We start from the raw sequence: 20158 nt of genomic DNA, 5'->3' as shown, positions 1-20158 counted from the left end.
CCACCGCCCCATCGGACGTCAGCGACACAGGATCCAGCGCCGCCAGATCAACCCGGATGTCGACGCGATCCAGCAACGGCCCCGACAACCGGCCTAGATACCGCCGCCGCACCCCCGACGGACAACAACAATCCACATCCCGCGCCGCCGCACACGGACACGGATTCGCCGCAATGATCAACTGGAACCGGGCCGGATACCGCACGGCACCCGACGCCCGCGCCAGCAGAACCACTCCCGACTCCATCGGCTGCCGCAACGCATCCAGCACCGTCGGGCGAAATTCTGGAGCCTCGTCGAGAAACAAAATTCCGCAGTGGGCCAGACTGATGCTCCCGGGCCGGATGTGGGCCGATCCGCCACCGACAACGGCTGCCAATGACGCGGAGTGATGCGGGTCGACGAACGGCGGCCGGGTGATCAACGGGGTGTCGTCGTCAAGGTTGCCGGCGACGGAATGCACTGCCGTCACCTCGAGTGCCTGCTCACCGGTCAGCATCGGCAGCACACCGGGAAGTCTGTTGGCCAGCATCGTCTTTCCCGAGCCCGGTGGTCCGATCATCGCGAGGTGATGGCCACCGGCTGCGGCGAACTCCAACGCTAGCCTGGCCTCCGGCTGACCCAGCACATCCGCCAGGTCCGGAATCGCCGTGCCATCAACTGGCGGCACCGCAACCCCCGGCTCCAGGAAATGCACCTCACCCTGCAGGCTCGCCACCAGATCCCGCAGGCTTGCCACGCCCCAGACCGTCATCCCCGTCGCCAGGGACGCCTCCGCCAAATTCCCCAGCGGCACGATCGCCCGCTCCCGGCCCGCCGCCCGCGCCGCCAGCAACGCCGGCAGCACACCGCGCACCGGCCGGACCTGACCGTCCAACCCGAGCTCACCGATCAACACCGTTTCCCCCGCCGCCGTGGGCACCACCCCGGCAGCCGCCAGCACCGCCACGGCAAGGGCGATGTCGTACCCCGCGCCGCGCTTGGGCAACGCCGCCGGCGACAACGCCAGAGTGATCCGCCGGTCCGGCCACTTGTGCCCGGAATTCACCACCGCCGCCCGGATCCGATCCCGAGCCTGGGTCACCGCCGCATCACCCATCCCGATCACCGTCGTCCCCGGCAGACCCGCCGCCAGGTCCGCCTCCACCGCAATCAGGTACCCGGTGATCCCATTCAGAGCGACCGCCCAGGTCCGCGCCAACGTCATGCCCCCACCCTGCGACCCGATCGACACCACCAACATTGGAAGCCAAGGAATGTGGACAACCCACCGCATGGGGACAACCGGAGCAGCGGCCGCGAAGCGACATGTGGAGGGAGGCGGCTAAAGTCAAACCCCCGCGCGGCAAGACCCTTCGCACAGACGGATCCGGTCACCGTAGAGAAATCCCTACCGCAACGCGACCACCGCAGGCAGGCTTACTGCGACGGCGGCGTCGGGAATCGTTGCAGTGGGGTGCGATCGCCCACCGACCAACGATGACCGAATGGATCGGTAAAGCCACCCTGACGATGGAGTCCCCACGGCATGACGTGCGCGCTGACCGCTTTCACGTCGGTCGCGCCGGCGGCTGCAGCCCGTTGGATCAGTTCATTCGGTTCATCGACGAACACCTCGATCCGGGTCGTCGTCAATCCGACGGCTGTCGGGCCCTGCTCTTGATCTTTGCCGTGCACGGCTTCGTGGACGAAGAACGGGGCTCCACCGAGGTCGAGCCCAGCAACGCCGCCGAGGTCCCACAACGGGACGGCACCAAGCGCCGACGTGTACCAACTCACCGCTGCGTCAGCGTCGGACACGATCAACATCACCGAGATGCTGGGGCGCGAGGAGGCGCTGCTCATGGTCATCGAGGATGGCACCGGTTGCCGGTGCCCGCGAGTTGGTCCCCGGCCCGGGCCGGATAGCGGCTCAGCGACAGCGAGAACGGCTGGCGCGAAGCGATGTGGAACCGCTCTGATTAGCGGACGCCGGCTGTCCTGAACTGATGGCACCGTGACTGGCATGAACATCACCCTGTTGCAGCCGGCCGGGCTCGTCCGAAGCCCGGCGTTCAGTCATGTCGCCGTCGTACCAGCGGGCGCCGCCTCCATCTACGTCGGCGGCCAGAACGGTGTGGACACCACCGGCTCGGTCGTCTCGAGCGATGTCGCCGATCAGTCGGTCCGGGCGATCGACAACGTGACCGTCGCGCTGGAAGCGGTTGGCGCCACGCTCGCCGACGTCGTGCAGTGGACGGTGCTGATTGATGCGGACGCCGACCTCGGCGCCGCATACGGCGCGATCGCACCGCGATTGGCCGGGGCCGGCGCGCCGCCGTTGGTGACCGCCGCGCGAGTCGTGGGCCTCGGCGTTCCGGGCGCGCTGATCGAGGTGAGCGCTATCGCAGCCCTGGTTCCGGACTGAGGCACAGAACACGCCGCGACACGACATGTTGGGGTCCCCAGCCAGCACCGCCCCGACATGTACGGTTCTGGCGTCGAAGGTTCCGCCCGGGATTCTGAATCCCGGGCGGAGGCAAGAGGGAACCCGGTGCGAACCCGGGACTGCCCCGCAGCGGTGAGTGGGAACGAAAGCCGTCATCAAGCACTGGACGCCCAGGTGTCCGGGAAGCGACGGTCGGTAGGTGATCGGCATCCGTGCCGGTCGTGCCCGCGAGTCCGAAGACCTGCCTTCGATGCGCGTGCCGTCGGCACGCGGCGTCGGTGTGCCCCGTGGGAGGGTCGCTGCGGAATCGGGCTCGCCGCCGTCGGCGTCGGGCCGGTCCGTTCCTCCCCGGTCGCGCCGGCTTCAGTCGGCTCGCGAGGAGAGAGCAATGACCCAGACACTGCCCGGAACAGCTCTGTCGGAACCCGTTACCGCCCATGGAATGCGGGTGGCCCGCCGCAACGGCAGCGTCGCCGATTTCGATGCCGGCCGCATCGCCGTGGCCATCACCAAGGCGTTTCTGGCCGTTCAGGGGGAATCCGCCGGCCGGTCGTCCCGGCTGCGCGCGGAAGTCACCGAGATGACGGACGCGGTCACCACCACCCTGCTCCGCCGGTACGGCGATTCCGGTCGGCCGGTGGACCTCGAAGAGGTACAGGATCAGGTCGAACTGGCGCTGATGCGCGGCGGCCACGCGCCGGTGGCCCGTGCCTACATCCTCTACCGGGAGGAGCACCGGAAGGCCCGCGCGGACCGCCAGGACGGCACGACAAGTGCTGTCGCCCAAACGATCACGGTTGTCGCGTCGGACGACACCCGGGCGCCGCTGGACGAGGCGAGGCTCCGGCGCATCATCGCGGAGGCGTGCGCGGATCTGCCGGAGGTGGACGAGGCCGCCGTCCTGGCAGGCACCAGAACGGCCCTTTACGACGGCATCTCGACCAAGGAACTCGGCCTCGCCCCGATCATGGCCGCGCGGGCACTGGTGGAAACCGAACCCGGCTACTCCCAGGTCGCTGCCCGCCTGCTGGCCGACACTCTCCGGCAGGAGGCGCTGGCCCACCTGACCGGGCAACCGGAAACCCCGACCGCCGCTGAGATGACCGACCTCTACCCGGGCTACTTCGCCCGGTACATCAGCCACGGAATCAAACTCGGACAACTGGATCCGGTCCTCGCCGAATTCGATCTGCACCGGATCGGAGCCGCACTCGACGCACAGCGGGACAACCAGTTCACCTTCCTGGGACTGCAGACGTTGTACGACCGGTACTTCCTGCACGATCACGGCACCCGGTACGAATTGCCGCAGGCCTTCTTCATGCGCGTGGCCATGGGTCTCGCGGTACGGGAGATCGACCGGGAGGGCCGGGCGATCGAGTTCTACCGGCTGCTCTCAAGCTTCGACTTCATGTGCTCCACACCCACCCTGTTCAACGCCGGCACCGCCCGTCCGCAGCTGTCCTCCTGCTTCCTCACCACCGTCGACGACGACCTGGACAGCATCTTCTCGTCCATCAAGGACAACGCCCTGCTGGCCAAGTACTCCGGCGGCCTGGGCAACGACTGGACACCGGTACGCGGGATCGGTGCACACATCAAGGGCACCAACGGGCTTTCGTCCGGGGTGGTGCCGTTCCTCAAGATCGCGAACGACACCGCGGTCGCGGTGAACCAGGGCGGCAAGCGGAAGGGCGCGGTCTGCGCCTACCTGGAGACCTGGCACGCCGACATCGAGGAATTCCTCGATCTGCGGAAGAACACCGGCGACGACCGGCGGCGCACCCACGACATGAACACCGCGCACTGGGTGCCCGACGAGTTCATGCGCCGGGTCCGCGCGGGTGGAACCTGGACGTTATTCTCCCCCGACGAGGTCCCGGACCTGCACGACCTGTACGGCAACGCCTTCGCCGAGCGGTACGCGCAGTACGAGGCCGCTGCAGATCGCGGCGAGATCCGGGTGCATCGCCGGGTCGACGCCGTCCAGCTGTGGCGGCGCATGCTGACCACGCTGTTCGAGACCGGGCACCCGTGGATCACGTTCAAGGACGCCTGCAATCTGCGCTCGCCGCAGCAGCACGTCGGCGTCGTGCATTCGTCGAACCTGTGCACCGAGATCACCCTGAACACCAGGGCCGGCGCCGACGCGGAGACCGCGGTGTGCAACCTGGGATCGGTGAACCTGGCCGCGCACGTCACCCGCGACGGACTCGACACCGGGCGTCTACGGCGCACGGTCACCACCGCGGTGCGGATGCTGGACAACGTCATCGACATCAACATGTACACCATCTCGTCGGCTCGGCGGTCCAATCTGCGGCACCGCCCCGTCGGGCTCGGGCTGATGGGTTTCGCCGACGCGCTGTACACCCTCGGCGTGCCGTATGCCTCCGATGCGGCGGTCGATTTCGCCGACACCTCGATGGAAGAGCTTTCGTACTGGGCGATCTCGGCCTCCGCCGACCTCGCTGCCGAACGTGGGAGGTACCCGTCGTTCGACGGCTCACTGTGGTCGCGTGGCGTCCTGCCGATCGACTCCATTCAGATCCTCTCCGAGCACCGGCAGCGGGTCGACGGCAGCACCGACCTGGTGCAGGACACCACCAGTCGGCTCGACTGGGACACCTTGCGAACCCGGGTCCGCGATGTCGGGATGCGCAACTCGAATGTGCTGGCGATCGCCCCGACCGCGACGATCTCGAACATCATCGGGGTCGCCCAGTCCATCGAACCCACCTACCGCAACCTCTTCGTCAAGTCGAACATGAGCGGCGACTTCACCGTCGTCAACGAGCATCTGGTCCGGGTGCTCAAGGAGCGCGACCTGTGGGACGAGGTGATGGTCGCCGACCTCAAGTACTTCGATGGCTCGCTGACCCCGATCGGCCGCATTCCCGCCGACGTCAAGGAGCTGTTCGCGACCGCATTCGAGATCGAGGGATCCTGGCTGGTCAAGGCGGCGTCCCGGCGGCAGAAGTGGATCGATCAGGCGCAGTCGCTGAACCTGTACGTCACCGCGCCGAACGGCCGGAAGCTGGACCTGCTGTACCAGTCGGCGTGGGAGAGCGGGTGCAAGACCACCTATTACCTGCGGTCCGCGGCGGCCAGCCATGTCGAGAAATCCACCCTCCAAGGCACCGACGGCAAGCTCAACGCCGTCGCGCCCACCTTCGAGGTCGCCGCCGACGAGGCGCAGGCGTGCGACATCGACAACCCCGACTGCGAAGCCTGCCAGTGAGTCCGTCACGACCGCGAAAGGCACCATCATGAGCACACTCACCAATCCCATCGACACCCCAATCGACACCGCCGGCGGCCGGGTTTCGGTCAGCGAGAAACGCATGATCAACGCCCGCGCCGATGTCAACCAGTTGCTCCCGCTGAAGTACACCTGGGCGTGGGACAAATACCTGGCCGGCTGCAACAACCACTGGATGCCGACCGAGGTGTCCATGCAGGCCGACATCGCGCTATGGAAGAGCCCGAACGGGCTCACCGACGCCGAGCGAAAAATGCTCAAGCGGAATCTCGGGTTCTTCGCGACCGCCGAATCTCTGGTGGCCAACAACATCGTCCTCGCCGTGTACCGGCAGCTGACGAATCCGGAATGCCGGCAGTACCTGCTGCGGCAGGCCTTCGAAGAAGCCGTGCACACACATACGTTCCAGTACATCTGCACCTCGCTCGGCCTGGACCAGGGTGAGTTGTTCAACATGTACCGGGAGGTCCCGTCGATCACCGAGAAGGACGCCTGGGCACTGCGATTCACTCAGACCCTGGAGGATCCGGACTTCCGCACCGGCACCCCGGAGGCGGACCAGGCATTCCTGCGCGACCTGGTCGCCTTCTACGTCATCTTCGAGGGAATGTGGTTCTACACCGGCTTCGCGCAGATCCTCTCGCTCGGCCGGCGGAACAAGATGGTCGGCATTGCCGAGCAATACCAGTACATTCTGCGGGACGAGTCGATCCACCTCAATTTCGGCATCGACGTCATCAACCAGATCAAGATCGAGAACCCACATCTCTGGACGGCCGAATTCCAGGAGGAGGTACGGCAGATGCTCGGCACCGCCTGCGAACTCGAGATCGTCTACGGCCGGGACACGATGCCGACCGGAATGCTGGGGTTGTCCGCCGGCCAGTGCGAGACCTACATGCACTTCATCACCAACCGCCGGTGCGCCCAGATCGGCCTCGCCCCGCTGTACCCCGCCACCGAGAATCCGTTCCCGTGGATGAGCGAGATGATGGATCTCAAGAAGGAGAAGAACTTCTTCGAGACCAGGGTCATCGAGTACCAGACCGGCGGCGGCCTGGACTGGGAGTGAGGCGGCGGACGGGAGAACCTGCGGCGGGTGCCCCTGGCCGGGTAGCCGTCCGACCACGTACGGTGGGCGAAAATTGAGGGAGTCCACCATGGTCCGTCGTCGCACCGTGTCCGCATTCCTCGCTGTCGGCCTGGCGGTGTCGTCCGTCGGTCTGACCACCGGCGCGGCCCGCCCGGCCGAGCCCGTCCGGACGGCCGCCGTCGCGGCCGCACCGATGCTGTCGGTGTCCACCGTGCTCAGCGGCCTGCAGAACCCGTGGGACCTTGCCTTCACCCCCGGCGGCGGGATGCTGTTCACCGAACGTCCCGGCCCGATCAAGTTCCGCATCGCGAGCACGGGGGTGGTGCGCCAGTTGGCCAGACCCGCCGACGTCGTGGCGCAGGGCGAGGGCGGCATGATGGGCGTCGCCGTTGACCCGGGGTTCTCGTCCAACCGGCGGGTCTACACCTGTTTCATGTCCAACCGCAGCGGTTCACTGGACATCCGGCTGGTGCGCTGGCGGATGAACGACGCGGTCACCGCCCTGACCGAACGGGCCGACATCGTGACCGGCATCCCGGTGAGTTCGGGACGCCATTCCGGTTGCAGGCCCCGCTTCGGGCCGGACGGCCGGATCTGGATAGGGACCGGTGACGCGGCCATCCCGACGGTTCCGCAGAATCCCAAGTCACTGGGCGGGAAGGTGCTTCGCGTCGACGCCACCGGTCATTGGGTCCCGGGGAACGCGCCGGCGCCGTTCGATCCGCGGATCTACACCTACGGGCACCGCAACGTGCAGGGCATCGCATTCAGCCCCGGCGGTAAGGCGTTCTCGGTCGAGCACGGCACCGGGCGCGACGACGAGGTGAACCGGCTCTACGCCGGCAGGAACTACGGATGGGACCCCCGACCGCTGTCCGGCCCGCTGTTCTACGACGAGTCACGGCCGATGACGGACCTCACCCGCTACCCGTCGGCCGTGCGTGCCGCGTGGTCGTCGGGCAATCCCACCATCGCGCCGTCCGGCGGCACCTTCCTGTCCGGGACCCGCTGGGGAACCTGGCAGCGCTGCCTGGCGATGGCCGTCCTGAAGGACCAGCACCTCCGCATCATGTGCTTCAACGGCGACGGCACCGCCGTCACGACGCAGACCAGAGTGATCACCAACCAGGGCAGGCTGCGCGTCGCGGTCCTGAACAGGAACGGCGACCTGTACATCGCGACGGACGCCAATCCCGGAAGAATCCTGCGGGTCACCGCGCGCGGCTGATTGTTTGGCCCCCTAGCATCGCGGGTATTCCGCCGGCAGGAGAGGAGCCCGCGTGCACCTGACCAGCGACTCGCCCGGCGACAGCCGGCGCAGCGTGCGCTCCACCCTGCTCGGGTGGCCGGTGTTCCGCCAATTGGTGGGCAAGGACTCGACGGGCCGCGGTGCGGCCGTCACCTCAGCTCACACCCGCGCGCTGACGCCGCGCACCTCCACGGCGGACCGGGTGGTGCAGAGTGTCTGCCCGTACTGCGCGGTCGGCTGCGGGCAGCGGGTCTTCGTGAAGGACGAGAAGGTCATTCAGATCGAGGGCGACCCTGATTCGCCGGTGTCCCGTGGCCGGCTCTGCCCCAAAGGCTCGGCCAGCGAGCAGCTGATCAACAGCCCGACCAGACAGACGGCCATGCTGTACCGCCGGCCGTATGCCACCGAGTGGGAGCCACTGGACCTGGAGACGGCGACCGACATGATCGCCGACCGGATGGTGGACACCCGGGCGCGCACCTGGCAGGACCGGGACGAGCAGGGCCGCAAGCTCAATCGGACGATGGGCATCGCCGGGCTGGGCGGCGCCACCCTGGACAATGAAGAGAACTACCTGATCAAGAAGCTGTTCACCGCCATCGGCGCCGTACAGATCGAGAACCAGGCCCGTATTTGACACAGTGCCACCGTCCCCAGTTTGGGGGCTTCGTTCGGACGTGGCGGCGCCACGGGCTTCCTGCAGGACCTGGAGAACGCTGACTGCATCGTCATTCAGGGTTCCAACATGGCCGAGTGCCATCCTGTCGGTTTCCAGTGGGTGATGGCTGCAAAGAAGCGCGGTGCGACGATCATCCACGTCGACCCGCGGTTCACCCGGACGTCGGCGGTGGCGGACCTGCACGTCCCACTACGGGCGGGCAGCGACATCGTGTTCCTCGGCGCGATCGTCAACTACATCCTCGGCACCGAGACCTATTTCCACGACTACGTTGTCGCTTACACGAACGCCTCGGTGATCCTGCGCGAGGACTTCACCGACGTCGACGACCTCGACGGCGTCTTCTCCGGCTACGACCCGGAATCGGGCACCTACGACACGAAGACCTGGAACTACGAGGGCGCCAAGCCGGAATCATCGGCGGCCGACGACGAGGAGAGCGAGGAGTCGGAGAAGGAACGCGGGGCCGGCCACGAGCTCGGCGGGCACGGTGCGAACATGCCGTTCGAAGAAGTGCACAGGGACCCAACACTGCAGCACCCGCGGTCCGTCTTCCAGGTCCTCAAGCGGCATTACGCCCGGTACACCCCGGAGATGGTGCAGGAGGTGTGCGGCGTTCCGCCCGAGCAGTTCCTGAAGGTGTGCGAGGCGGTGACGAAGAACAGCGGTCGCGAGCGGACCACCGCTTGGGTGTATTCCGTCGGCTGGACGCACCACAGCGTCGGCGTCCAGTACATCCGCGGTTCGGCCATCATCCAGCTGCTGTTGGGCAACATGGGCCGGCCGGGCGGGGGGATCATGGCGCTGCGCGGGCACGCGAGCATCCAGGGATCCACCGACATCCCGACCCTGTTCAACCTGCTGCCGGGCTATCTCCCGATGCCGACCGTGGACGCTCTCGAGACGCTGGAGGATTACCTCGCCACCATTTCCTCGCCCAACCAGAAGGGATTCTGGACCGCCGCCGACGCATACACCGCGAGCCTGCTGAAGGCGTACTGGGGTGACGTGGCGACCCCGGAGAACGATTTCTGCTTCGACTACCTGCCCAAGCTGTCCGGCGACCACGGGACATATCAGACCGTGATGGACATGCTCGAGGACAAGGTCGAGGGTTATTTCGTGCTCGGTCAGAATCCCGCGGTCGGATCGGCCCACGGAAAGATGCAGCGCCTGGGCATGTCGCACCTGAAGTGGCTGGTGATCAGGGATCTCAACCTGATCGAGTCGGCGACGTTCTGGAAGGACGGACCCGAGATCGAGACCGGGGAGCTGCGCACCGAGGACATCGGTACCGAGGTCTTCTTCTTCCCGGCCGCCTCGCACGTGGAGAAGGAAGGCACCTTCACCCAGACGCACCGGATGCTGCAATGGCGGCACAAGGCGGTCAATCCGCCGGGCGACTGCCAGAGCGAACTGGAGTTCTTCTACACGCTGGGCCGTAAGATCCGCGAGCGACTGGCCGGCTCGACACTCGAGCGGGACCGGCCGATCCTCGACCTGACCTGGGACTACCCCGTCGACGCACACGGCGAGCCGGACGGCGACGCCGTGCTGCGGGAGATCAACGGCTACCACCTGACCGGCGAGAAGGCCGGGCAGCTGCTGAACTCCTACACCGAGATGAAGGCCGATGGCTCGACCTCCGGCGGGTGCTGGATCTACACGGGCGTGTACGCCGACGGCGTCAACCAGGCCGACCGACGCAAGCCCGGCAAGGACCAGAACTGGGTCGCGGGTGAGTGGGGCTGGGCATGGCCGGCGAATCGCCGCACGCTCTACAACCGGGCCTCCGCCGATCCGGAGGGCCGCCCGTGGAGCGAGCGGAAGGCGTATGTGTGGTGGGACGCCGACGCCGGGAGGTGGACCGGGCACGACGTCCCCGATTTCGTCGCCGACAAGGATCCCGGCTACCGGCCCCCGGCGGGCGCCAGCGGCCCCGACGGCCTCGCGGGTGACGACCCGTTCATCATGCAGGCCGACGGCAAGGGCTGGTTGTACGCACCGACCGGGCTGTTGGACGGCCCGCTGCCGGCACACTACGAACCGCAGGAATCACCCGTCGTCAACCCGCTGTACGCACAGCAGTCCAATCCGACCCGACAGGTCTACCGCCGCAACGACAATCTGCAGAATCCGTCGGGCGACGAGGCCGGAGCCGGCATCTTCCCGTACGTCTTCACCACGTACCGGTTGACCGAGCACCACACGGCCGGCGGGATGAGCCGCTGGCTGCCCTACCTGGCCGAACTGCAGCCCGAGTTCTTCTGCGAGATCTCCCCGGAACTGGCCGCCGAACGCGGACTGGAGAACCTCGGCTGGGCAACGATCGTCACCGCGCGGACAGCGATCGAGGCCCGGGTACTGGTGACCGACCGGGTGGTGCCGTTGCGGGTGGGCGGCAGGACCATCCACCAGGTCGGGCTGCCGTATCACTGGGGCGTCGGCGGCAGTGCACTGGTGGCAGGCGATTCCGCGAACGACCTGTTCGGCGTCACCCTCGACCCGAACGTGCACATCCAGGAATCCAAGGTCGCCTCCTGCGACATCCAGCCTGGGCGGCGGCCGAAAGGTCCTGCGCTGCTGCGGTTCGTGGAGGATTACCAGCGACGGGCCGGGATCGACGTCTTCACCGGCAACGAACTGCGCACCGGCGACCCAGGCTCCGGCGGCGCTTCGGCCCTGAGAGCGATGACGATGGGAGAGAACCCGTGACGCTGCTCGGGCCGAAGGACCCCGCACAGGGCACGGGCTGGGAGGACCCGCCGCCCCGCAAGGGCTTCTTCACCGACACCTCCGTTTGCATCGGCTGCAAGGCGTGCGAGGTGGCGTGCAAGGAATGGAACGGCGTCCCCGAGGACGGGCTGGACTTCCTCGGTTCGTCCTACGACAACACCGGGGCGCTCGGCGCGAGCACCTGGCGGCACGTCGCCTTCATCGAGCAGCCGCGCAAACTGGGCCGTCAGGACATCAACCTGCCGCTCTATCCCGTCGGGCCGTCCGCCTCCGCCCCGGCGGTCGACCTCGGGATGCCGGGCTTCGAACTTCCTGGCGCCACGGCGGATCCCGAGTCGCGCACCGACTTCCGGTGGCTGATGTCGTCGGATGTCTGCAAGCACTGCACCCACGCCGCGTGCCTGGACGTCTGCCCCACGGGCGCGTTGTTCCGCACCGAGTTCGGCACCGTGGTCGTCCAGGACGACGTCTGCAACGGCTGCGGGTACTGCGTCCCGGCCTGCCCGTTCGGCGTGATCGACCGGCGGATCGGTGACGAGAACACCAAGAACGTCGGCATCGCGCAGAAATGCACCCTGTGCTACGACCGGATCGGTGACGGCCAAACCCCCGCCTGCGCGCAGGCCTGCCCCACCGAGTCCATCCAATTCGGTGACGTCGACGAACTGCGTGAACGCGCCGCCGCCCGGCTCGCGACGCTGCACGAGAACGGTGTGCCCGAGGCACGTCTGTACGGGGAGAACCCGAACGACGGCGTCGGTGGCGCCGGGGCGTTCTTCCTGCTGCTCGACGAGCCCGAGGTGTACGGGCTGCCGCCGGATCCGGTGGTGACCACCGCGCACATCAAGGAGATGTGGCACATGGCGGTCGGCGCAGCGGCGGCGCTGCTGGTCGGCGGAGCGATGTCGTTCTTCGGGCGGCGGCGATGACGGCGCCGGTCAAACGCCGGCGCGGCGGCCGCGGTCGCCGCGAGGAACCGGTCGTCCCGGACGCCACCTTCACCTCCTACTACGGCCGGCCCATCCTCAAGGCCTCGCCATGGGAGGCCGACATCCCCGCCTACCTCTTCCTGGGTGGGGTGGCCGCCGGGTCCTCGATCCTGGCCGCCGGGGCTGAGCTGACGGGGCGGACGTCGCTGCAGCGGACCGGCCGGCTCGGTGCGCTCGTCGCGATCACCGGTAGCTTCGTCGCCCTGGTGCACGACCTCGGCCGGCCGGCCCGGTTCGTCAACATGCTGCGGGTGGCGAAGCGGACGTCGCCCATGTCGGTCGGCACCTGGATCCTGTCGTTCTACGGGCCCTTTGCCGGAGCGGCAGCTGTCAACGAATTCCGGCACCTGATCCCCCGCAGGTTCTCCCGGATCGTGCGACTGCTGGACTTCGTCGACCGCCCGGTGGGTCTGGCCGCCGCCGTCACCGCGCCGCCGGTGGCGTCGTACACCGCGGTGCTGCTGGCCGGAACCGCGACACCGACCTGGCACGAGGCCAGGCGGCAACTGCCCTTCGTCTTCGTCGGGTCCGCGGCGGCCGCCTCCGGTGGGCTCGGGATGATCGCCGCCACGCTGTCCGACGCGGGTCCCGCCCGCAGCTTCGCGGTCGGCGGCGTGGCCCTGGAACTGGCTGCGGCGCACCGGATGGAGTCCAAGCTCGGCATCGTCGCGGAGCCGCTGCACACCGGGAAGGCCGGCACGCTGATGCGGGCCAGCCGGTTGCTCAGCGCGGCCGGTGCGGTGGGTGCGCTGTTCGCCGGTCGCAGCCGGGTGGTCGCTGTCCTGTCCGGCGCGGCGCTGATGGCGGGGTCCGCATGCACCCGGTTCGGCATCTTCGAGGCGGGTCAGGAATCCGCCCGGGACCCGAAGTACACCGTCGTCCCGCAGCGAGAACGTCTGCAGCGCAACGAGAAAGCGTCTACCGCACCTCGATGACGGACGATCGGCGGGCCACCGTCTCGCCGATCACCGGAGCACCCGGAACCTCCCCGACCACAAGCAGGCCGCCGCTGGTCTGGGCGTCCGCCAGCAACAGCAACTCCATCTCGTCGACGGCCGACGACAGGTGCGGCCGCACCCACTCCAGGTTCCGCCGGGTGCCGCCGCTGACGTAGCCGGCCGCCGCCGACCCGCGGGCGCCGTCGAGATACGGCACCGCGGCAGCATCGATGACGGCGGTCGTGCCGGAGGCCCGCATCATCTTGTAGAGGTGGCCGAGCAGGCCGAACCCGGTGACGTCGGTGGCCGCGGTGACCCCGGCGGCCAGCGCGTCCCGGCTCGCGATGTCGTTGAGGCGCACCATGTTCTCGACGGCGTGCGGGAAGACCTCGCCCGTCGACTTGTGCCGGTTGTTGAGCACGCCGACCCCGAGCGGCTTCGACAGGCTGATCGGCAGTCCGGGCCGTGCGGCATCGTTGCGCATCAACCGGCCGGGGTCGGCGACCCCGGTGACCGCCATCCCGTACTTCGGCTCCGGGTCGTCGATGCTGTGCCCCCCACCGACCTCGCAGCCGGCCTCCCGTGCGACATCGAGTCCGCCGCGCAGCACCTCGCGCAACAGCTCGGTGGGCAGCACGTCCCTCGGCCAGCCGACCAGGTTGACCGCGACCACCGGGCGGCCGCCCATCGCGTAGACATCGGAGAGTGCGTTGGCGGCGGCGATCCGCCCGAAGTCGTAGGCGTCGTCGACGACCGGGGTGAAGAAATCCGCGGTGCTGACCACGGCGACCCCGTCGGCGATCCGGACCACCGCCGCGTCGTCGCCGTTCTCCAGTCCCACGAGCACCGTGTCGGCTTCGGACCCGAGCAGTCCGCCGACGATGGCCTCGAGCTCGCCCGGCGGGATCTTGCAGGCGCACCCGCCACCGTGGGCGTACTGGGTCAGCCGGTATCCCGTTGCAGTGCCCGTCATGCACGCACAGTATCCGGGGCGATGACGCTGCAAACCCCGATCACCCCGGCCGGGAGTCGTTCGCGATGAGCGCCACTTCACCTCGCACGATGTCCACCGCCCACTCGCCGTCCCCGGACGGCTGGTCCGTCAACAGGTGGATCGCCAGCCCATCGATGATCGCGTGCAGTCGCCGTGCCATCCGCTCCGTCCGGGAGTCGCGCGGGCTTCGGGTGAGCATCTCGACGAGCAGCATGCAGGCTTCGCCCAGCTGGCGATAGGCGTGCCCGGTGATCGAGACAAGTTGTGGCAGTGCGGGACTCTCGGCGATCAGGGCAATATTCACCTCCAACTCCACGCGACTGTCCGGCGTCAGGGGTAACAACTGCTTCACCACCTCGAGCGCGTACCGCTGACGGTCATCGTCGGGCGGGAGGGCGCGTATCCGTTCGGTCGCACGCTGGACCATCAGCTGCGCCGAGAACTCCAGGAGTTCCGCCCGGGTGGGAAACACATGTCGAAGGGATCCCACCGCCACGCCCGCCTGCTCGGCGACCGTGCGTACCGAAACGGCAGCGATGCCGCGGTCCACGACGACCTGCCACACCGCGTGCGCCAACTGCGCCTTTCTCGCTTCCAGATCGATCCGCCTGGGCATGTCGATGAAACTAGCACGCCCGTGCTACCTTGTTTCGTAGCACGATCGTGCTACCACTGGGAGGAGCGGTCCTGTGATCGTGACGATCATCATTGCGTGCGAGATCGGTTTCTGGGTCCTGATTGTCGCGGGGTTGATCGCCCGCTATGTGTTCCGATGGCCACGCACCGGCGTCGTCCTGCTGGCCCTGACACCGGTCGTCGACCTGATACTGCTCGCCGCCACGGTCATCGACCTTCGCGCCGGGGCCACCGCCAGCACCGTGCACGGCATCGCCGCGCTGTATCTCGGGTTCTCGGTTGCCTACGGCCACAAGATGATCCGCTGGGCCGATGCCCGCTTAGCCCACAGGTTCGCCGGCGGGCCGGCCCCCAGCCGGCGGTACGGGGCTGAGTACGCGAAGGAACGCTGGAACGACGTCGGCCGAACCGCGGTCGCCGTTCTCATCGCCGCGAGCCTGCTGCGACTTCTCACCGTCCTGGTCGACGACGCGGCCAGAACCGTTGTCTTCAACGACTTGTACCTGATCCTGATCATCGTCTTCGTGATCGATCTGGTGGGGGCGGTGGGCTACACGGTGTGGCCGAAGAAGCGACCCGCCGGGTCCACCGAGCAGGTCGGCGTCCGATAGCGTGACCGGCGGAGGCGTACAGGCGCCTGGTGGCCCTCCCGGTCTTCAAAACCGGTGAAGCCGAGCATCTCGGCTTGGCGGGTTCGATTCCCGTCCGCCTCCGCCACACGACATCTGGGACCGATTTCCGGGAGCAGCGATGACGACGGACCCGCGGCGGGCGGTGCCCCGCACCGACGTCGTTCTCGCCGACCCCCGACTCGTCGCTGCGACCGGCCGGCTGGGTGCCAGGGTCGTTCGGACCGCGGTGACCGGCGCCCAGGAGCGGGCACGACAGGGCATCATCCCGCCCACCGCGGTCGCCGACGCGGCGGTCGCCGCACTGCCCGCGCACAGCTCCACACTCAACGCCGTGATCAACGCGACAGGCGTTGTGCTGCACACAAACCTGGGCCGCGCCCCGCTGTCCCCCGCAGCGCGGGACGCCATCGGCATCGCATCCGGCTACCTCGATGTCGAGTTCGACCTCGAGCAGGGCCGGCGCGCCGCGCGCGGCAGGGGCACCGTCGCGGCGCTGACCGCAGCGGTGCCGGGCGCGGAAGGGGCCATGGCGGTGAACAACGGCGCGGCCGCCCTCGTTCTGGCGACAACGGCGCTCGCCGGCGGGCGCGAGGTGCTGATCAGCCGGGGCGAGATGGTCGAGATCGGTGCCGGGTTCCGGCTCGCGGACCTGATCACGTCGACCGGTGTGCGGATCCGCGAGGTCGGATCGACGAACCGCACTTCCGCCGCCGACTACTCGATCGGCCCGAACACCGCGGCCATCGTGAAGATCCACCCCAGCAACTTCCAGGTCCGCGGGTTCACCTCGTCGGTGCCGATCGGCGAGCTGGTCCGCTTGCCGGTGCCGGTGATCGCCGACGTCGGCAGCGGCCTGCTGCAGCCGGACCCGCTGCTGCCCGACGAGCCCGACGTGCAGGGCGCACTGGCCGCCGGCGCGACCGTCGTCACCTGCAGCGGCGACAAGCTGCTCGGCGGACCGCAGGCCGGGCTGATCTTCGGCACCACCGCCGCGGTCGACGCCATGCGCACCCACCCGCTGGCACGGTCGTTCCGGATCGACAAGCTCACGGTCGCGGCGCTGGAAGCGACGCTCCGCGGGCCGACCCCGCCCGCATACGACTACCTGCACGCCGACCCGCACCGGCTCCGGGAACGCTGCGAGCAGCTGGCCCGCGCGACCGATGGGTCGGTGGTGCCCAGCGCCGGAGCGGTCGGCGGCGGCGCTGCACCCGATGTCGCCCTGCAGGGCTGGGCCGTGGCGTTGCCCGACCACCTGGCCAGGCCGCTCCGCACCGGGCACCCGCCGGTGGTCGGCAGGGTCGAGAAGGGCGCGCTGCTGATCGATCTGCGCTGCGTGCCGGAAGACGCGGACGCCGACGTGATCGCGGCGGTCAAGGCCGCACAGGCCCGCTGACGTGCACGTCGTCGCGACAGCCGGGCACGTCGACCACGGGAAGTCGACCCTGGTTCGTGCGCTGACCGCGATGGAACCCGACCGCTGGGCCGAGGAACGCCGACGGGGCATGACGATCGACCTCGGCTACGCGTGGACCACGCTGCCGTCCGGTGAGACGTTCGCGTTCGTCGACGTGCCGGGGCACCAGCGTTTCATCGGCAACATGCTGGCCGGCCTCGGTCCGGCGCCCGCGGTGATGATGATCGTGGCCGCCGACGAGGGCTGGCGGGAGCAGAGCACCGAGCACCTCGCCGCGGCCGACGCGCTGGGACTCCGGCACGGGCTCGTCGTCGTCACCCGCGCGGATCTGGCCGATCCCGTTGCGGCCCTTGCCGAGTCGCGGCGCCGACTGGCGGACAGCTCACTCGCCGGGGTGGAGGCCGTCGCCGTATCGGGGCGGACCGGTGCCGGCCTGGACGACCTGCGGGCGGCACTCGGTCGGCTGGCGGCGACGCTGCCGGAGCCGGTGACGACCGGTCGGGTGCGGCTCTGGATCGACCGCTCGTTCACCATCCGGGGCTCCGGCACCGTCGTCACCGGAACCCTGGGGGCCGGCACCCTGTCGGTCGGTGACGACGTCGAACTCAACGGCCGGCGGGCGCGGATCCGCGGCCTGCAGAGCCTGGGTGCCGACCGGTCCACGGTGCCGGCGGTCGCCCGGGTCGCCGTCAACCTTCGCGGGGTCCCGCGCGAGGCGGCCGGCCGCGGCGACGCGCTGCTCACCCCCGGCGGGTGGCGGTCCACCTCGGTGATCGACGTCCGTTTCGCGCAGGACTGCACCGACCTGCCCACCGAGCTCGTGCTGTCCGTCGGCACCGCCGCGGTCCCGGCACGGCTGCGGCCACTGGACGACCGGACCGCCCGGCTGACCCTCGGCCGGCCACTTCCCCTGCAGACCGCCGACCGCGCCATCCTCTCCGACCGCAGCCGGCACCACCTGCCGCGCGGCGTCGTCGTGCTCGATCCCGATCCGCTGCCGCTGCGCCGGCGGGGCGCGGCCGCCGCGCGCGCCGCGCAACTCGCCGGGATCGACGGCGTGCCCACGCTGGCCGATCAGCTCTCCTGGCGGGGCGCCGTCCGGGCGTCCGACCTGACGGCATGGGGCGTCGCCGTCGAACCACCGGCCGGCACCCCGTCGGTCGGCGACTGGTTCATCGCGCCCGACCGGTGGGCGGGCTGGATCGAGGCGCTGCGCAACGCCGTGCGGGCCCGGCAGGCGAGCGCCCCGCGCGACCCCTACCTCACCCCGGAGGCTGCTGCCTCCGCCGTCGGGCTGCCGGACCCCGCGTTGCTCCCCGCACTGACGGCCGCCGCAGGGTTACAGGTGAGCCGATCGGGGATCGGCGAGGCCGGCCGGGCACCGTCGATGGGCGATGCCGAAGCCGCCGTGTCGGAGGTCGAGACCGCGCTGAGCGCAACCCCTTTCGCGGCCCCGGACCGGAACGAGCTGGACCGGTTGCGGCTGGGCAACCGGGAACTGGCGACCGCGGCGGCGATCGGCCGGCTGCTACGCCTGCAGCCGGACCTGGTCCTGCTGCCCGATGCTCCCGCGCGGGCCATGCGGGTCCTCGCCGCACTCCCCCAGCCGTTCACCACCAGCCAGGCCAGGCAGGCCCTGGGCAGCACGCGGCGGGTGGTGATCCCGCTGCTCGAGCACCTGGACGGCCGGGGGTGGACCGAACGGCTGGACGCCGATCACCGGCGGGTGGTCGGGTCGAGGTCGACGAACAGCGCCCGATGATCGGACAGCGGCAATTCCGGGGCGCCGCTGCCCACCACCTCGCCGATCGATCCGCGCAGCAGGATGTGGTCGAGCTGCCGGTCGGCCGGATCCACCGGGAACGTCGGGTGCGCGGCCAGTGACCGGTAACCGGTGATCGAGGCCGGCCGCGGCGGCGTCATGTTGAAGTCGCCCATCAGCACGACCGGCTCGTTGAACGCCGCGAGGTCCCGGCGGATGCGGGTCAACTGCAGGCGGCTCCACCCCGGCACGAACGACAGATGGGTGTTCCCCACGGCGACCGGACCGGCCGGCGTCTCGAACTGCCCGACCACCACCGCCCGCGGTTCCTCGTGCACCACGAGGACTTTCCGCGGTGCGGTCAGGTACATCGGGAACCGGATCGGGATCCGCGGCAGCCGCAGCACCTGCCAACTGGTGGCCGGATAACGGGACAGCAGTGCGATCCCGTAGGACGCAGTTCCGGGCAGTTCCGACCCGGTGGCCGCCATCCAGGTCGCACCGGGCGTCCCGGACAGGGCGGCGACGAACCGGTGCGCGGTCGCGCCCATGGCGTCCGCCGCCACCGCGGTGAGATCGGCGAGTTGCGAGCGGGGCTGGTCGCGGTCGACCTCCTGGAGCGCGAGGATGTCCGGGTCGAGCGTCCGCACCGCCTCCCGCAACCGATCGAGATTGACCTGCCCGTCCACGGGGGACCGTCCATGCAGGATGTTGAACGTTGCCAGCCGCATGCGAAGGAAGGTACCCATCATCAGCGAGCCCACCCCCGACGAACTCCGCGAGGCCCTGCGGCACTCCACGTCGGCACTCAAGGCGGACGGCGTGCCGTTCGCGTTGGCCGGCGGGTACGCGCTGTGGGTGCACGGAGCGCCGGAAAGCGCCCATGACGTCGATCTGGTGGTCGACGAGGACGACGTCGAGAAGGCCGTCGCGAGCCTGGCCGCGACGGATTTCCGGATCGAGCGCCCGCCGGAGGACTGGCTGTTCAAGGCGTTCCGCGGCGACGCGATGGTCGACGTGCTGCACCGGCTGAACGGGCAGCGGGTGGATCGGGAACTCCTCGACATGGCCGAGGATTTCGACGTCCTCGGCCTGCACATCCCGGTGCTCCCGGCGACCCAGGTGATCACCACCAAATTGCGTTCCATGACGGAGCGGTACTGCGATTTCGGCCAGCTGATCGCGCCGGTGCGGGCGGTGCGGGAGCAGTTGGACTGGCCCCGCATCCGCGTCGAGACGGCCGACAACGATTTCGCCGCAGCGTTTCTCGTGCTGATGGAACGGCTGGGCATCGCAGAGCCGGCCACCGCTGACGAACAGCGATGACCGGCTCTGACATGCTC

General features: G+C 69.0%; 16 protein-coding genes, 1 tRNA gene and 1 riboswitch. Of the genes, 12 read left to right on the top strand and 5 right to left on the bottom strand.

The features are described 5' to 3' along the window. Window positions 1-1207, bottom strand: a 1207-nt coding sequence (locus ACVBEQ_RS25300; RefSeq protein ID WP_447156205.1) for a YifB family Mg chelatase-like AAA ATPase, incomplete at its 3' end; no start/stop codon positions are given. 212 nt (window positions 1208-1419) lie between these two features. Next, window positions 1420-1845: a VOC family protein gene (locus tag ACVBEQ_RS25295; protein WP_447156204.1), complete on the bottom strand. Its 426-nt coding sequence runs from the start codon at window positions 1843-1845 to the stop codon at window positions 1420-1422. A gap of 160 nt (window positions 1846-2005) precedes the next feature. On the opposite strand from ACVBEQ_RS25295, the gene ACVBEQ_RS25290 reads away from it, so the two are divergent. The 7 genes from ACVBEQ_RS25290 (at window position 2006) to nrfD (ending at window position 13371) form a co-directional block, all read left to right on the top strand. Beyond that, a complete protein-coding gene (locus tag ACVBEQ_RS25290; protein WP_447156203.1) occupies window positions 2006-2407 on the top strand; it encodes a RidA family protein in 402 nt (133 codons plus the stop codon). Window positions 2408-2467: 60 nt separating this feature from the next. Continuing rightward, a riboswitch (cobalamin riboswitch) is annotated at window positions 2468-2691 on the top strand. Between the two features lie 125 nt (window positions 2692-2816). Then, entirely contained in the window at window positions 2817-5669 is a 2853-nt protein-coding gene (locus ACVBEQ_RS25285) for a ribonucleoside-diphosphate reductase subunit alpha (RefSeq protein ID WP_447156202.1), read from the top strand. A gap of 28 nt (window positions 5670-5697) precedes the next feature. Next, the gene (locus ACVBEQ_RS25280; RefSeq protein ID WP_447156201.1) at window positions 5698-6762 is read left to right on the top strand and encodes a ribonucleotide-diphosphate reductase subunit beta; all 1065 of its coding nucleotides are present in this window, start codon (window positions 5698-5700) and stop codon (window positions 6760-6762) included. 88 nt (window positions 6763-6850) lie between these two features. After that, window positions 6851-8011, top strand: coding sequence for a PQQ-dependent sugar dehydrogenase (locus ACVBEQ_RS25275; RefSeq protein WP_447156200.1), 1161 nt, complete (start codon window positions 6851-6853; stop codon window positions 8009-8011). A 94-nt stretch (window positions 8012-8105) separates the two neighbouring features. After that, a complete protein-coding gene (gene fdh, locus ACVBEQ_RS25270; RefSeq protein ID WP_447156206.1) occupies window positions 8106-11426 on the top strand; it encodes a formate dehydrogenase in 3321 nt (1106 codons plus the stop codon). Continuing rightward, window positions 11423-12376, top strand: a complete 954-nt coding sequence (locus ACVBEQ_RS25265) for a 4Fe-4S dicluster domain-containing protein (protein ID WP_447156199.1) — start codon at window positions 11423-11425, stop codon at window positions 12374-12376. The genes fdh and ACVBEQ_RS25265 overlap by 4 nt, the downstream gene beginning before the upstream one ends. Next, window positions 12373-13371 (top strand): NrfD/PsrC family molybdoenzyme membrane anchor subunit, encoded by a 999-nt coding sequence (gene nrfD / locus ACVBEQ_RS25260; protein ID WP_447156198.1) that lies wholly within the window; start codon window positions 12373-12375, stop codon window positions 13369-13371. Before ACVBEQ_RS25265 ends, nrfD begins: the two co-directional genes overlap by 4 nt. Here the strand turns inward: nrfD and selD are convergent. Continuing rightward, window positions 13355-14347, bottom strand: a complete 993-nt coding sequence (selD, locus tag ACVBEQ_RS25255; protein ID WP_447156197.1) for a selenide, water dikinase SelD — start codon at window positions 14345-14347, stop codon at window positions 13355-13357. The two genes, nrfD and selD, sit on opposite strands and share 17 nt — an antisense overlap. A 40-nt stretch (window positions 14348-14387) precedes the next feature. Further along, complete coding sequence (locus tag ACVBEQ_RS25250; protein ID WP_447156196.1) at window positions 14388-14984, bottom strand: TetR/AcrR family transcriptional regulator; 597 nt, start codon at window positions 14982-14984, stop codon at window positions 14388-14390. A gap of 79 nt (window positions 14985-15063) precedes the next feature. Here ACVBEQ_RS25250 and ACVBEQ_RS25245 point away from each other — a divergent pair, with 79 nt between their 5' ends. The 4 genes from ACVBEQ_RS25245 to selB all read left to right on the top strand — a co-directional run bounded on the left by ACVBEQ_RS25245 (window position 15064) and on the right by selB (window position 18815). Continuing rightward, window positions 15064-15615 (top strand): hypothetical protein, encoded by a 552-nt coding sequence (locus ACVBEQ_RS25245; protein ID WP_447156195.1) that lies wholly within the window; start codon window positions 15064-15066, stop codon window positions 15613-15615. Between the two features lie 10 nt (window positions 15616-15625). Further along, window positions 15626-15721, top strand: a tRNA-Sec gene (locus tag ACVBEQ_RS25240). A gap of 33 nt (window positions 15722-15754) precedes the next feature. Further along, entirely contained in the window at window positions 15755-17032 is a 1278-nt protein-coding gene (gene selA / locus ACVBEQ_RS25235) for an L-seryl-tRNA(Sec) selenium transferase (protein WP_447156194.1), read from the top strand. A 1-nt stretch (window position 17033) separates the two neighbouring features. Further along, window positions 17034-18815, top strand: coding sequence for a selenocysteine-specific translation elongation factor (gene selB / locus ACVBEQ_RS25230; RefSeq protein WP_447156193.1), 1782 nt, complete (start codon window positions 17034-17036; stop codon window positions 18813-18815). Here selB and ACVBEQ_RS25225 read toward each other — a convergent pair. Further along, window positions 18770-19546 (bottom strand): endonuclease/exonuclease/phosphatase family protein, encoded by a 777-nt coding sequence (locus ACVBEQ_RS25225; RefSeq protein WP_447156192.1) that lies wholly within the window; start codon window positions 19544-19546, stop codon window positions 18770-18772. The genes selB and ACVBEQ_RS25225 overlap by 46 nt on opposite strands. Between ACVBEQ_RS25225 and ACVBEQ_RS25220 the strand changes: the two genes are divergently transcribed. Then, entirely contained in the window at window positions 19545-20141 is a 597-nt protein-coding gene (locus ACVBEQ_RS25220) for a hypothetical protein (RefSeq protein ID WP_447156191.1), read from the top strand. The genes ACVBEQ_RS25225 and ACVBEQ_RS25220 overlap by 2 nt on opposite strands. Window positions 20142-20158: the final 17 nt, after the last annotated feature.

It is taken from the genome of Nakamurella sp. GG22 (genome assembly GCF_052976845.2).
This window is presented reverse-complemented; position numbering and strand designations above follow the sequence as displayed.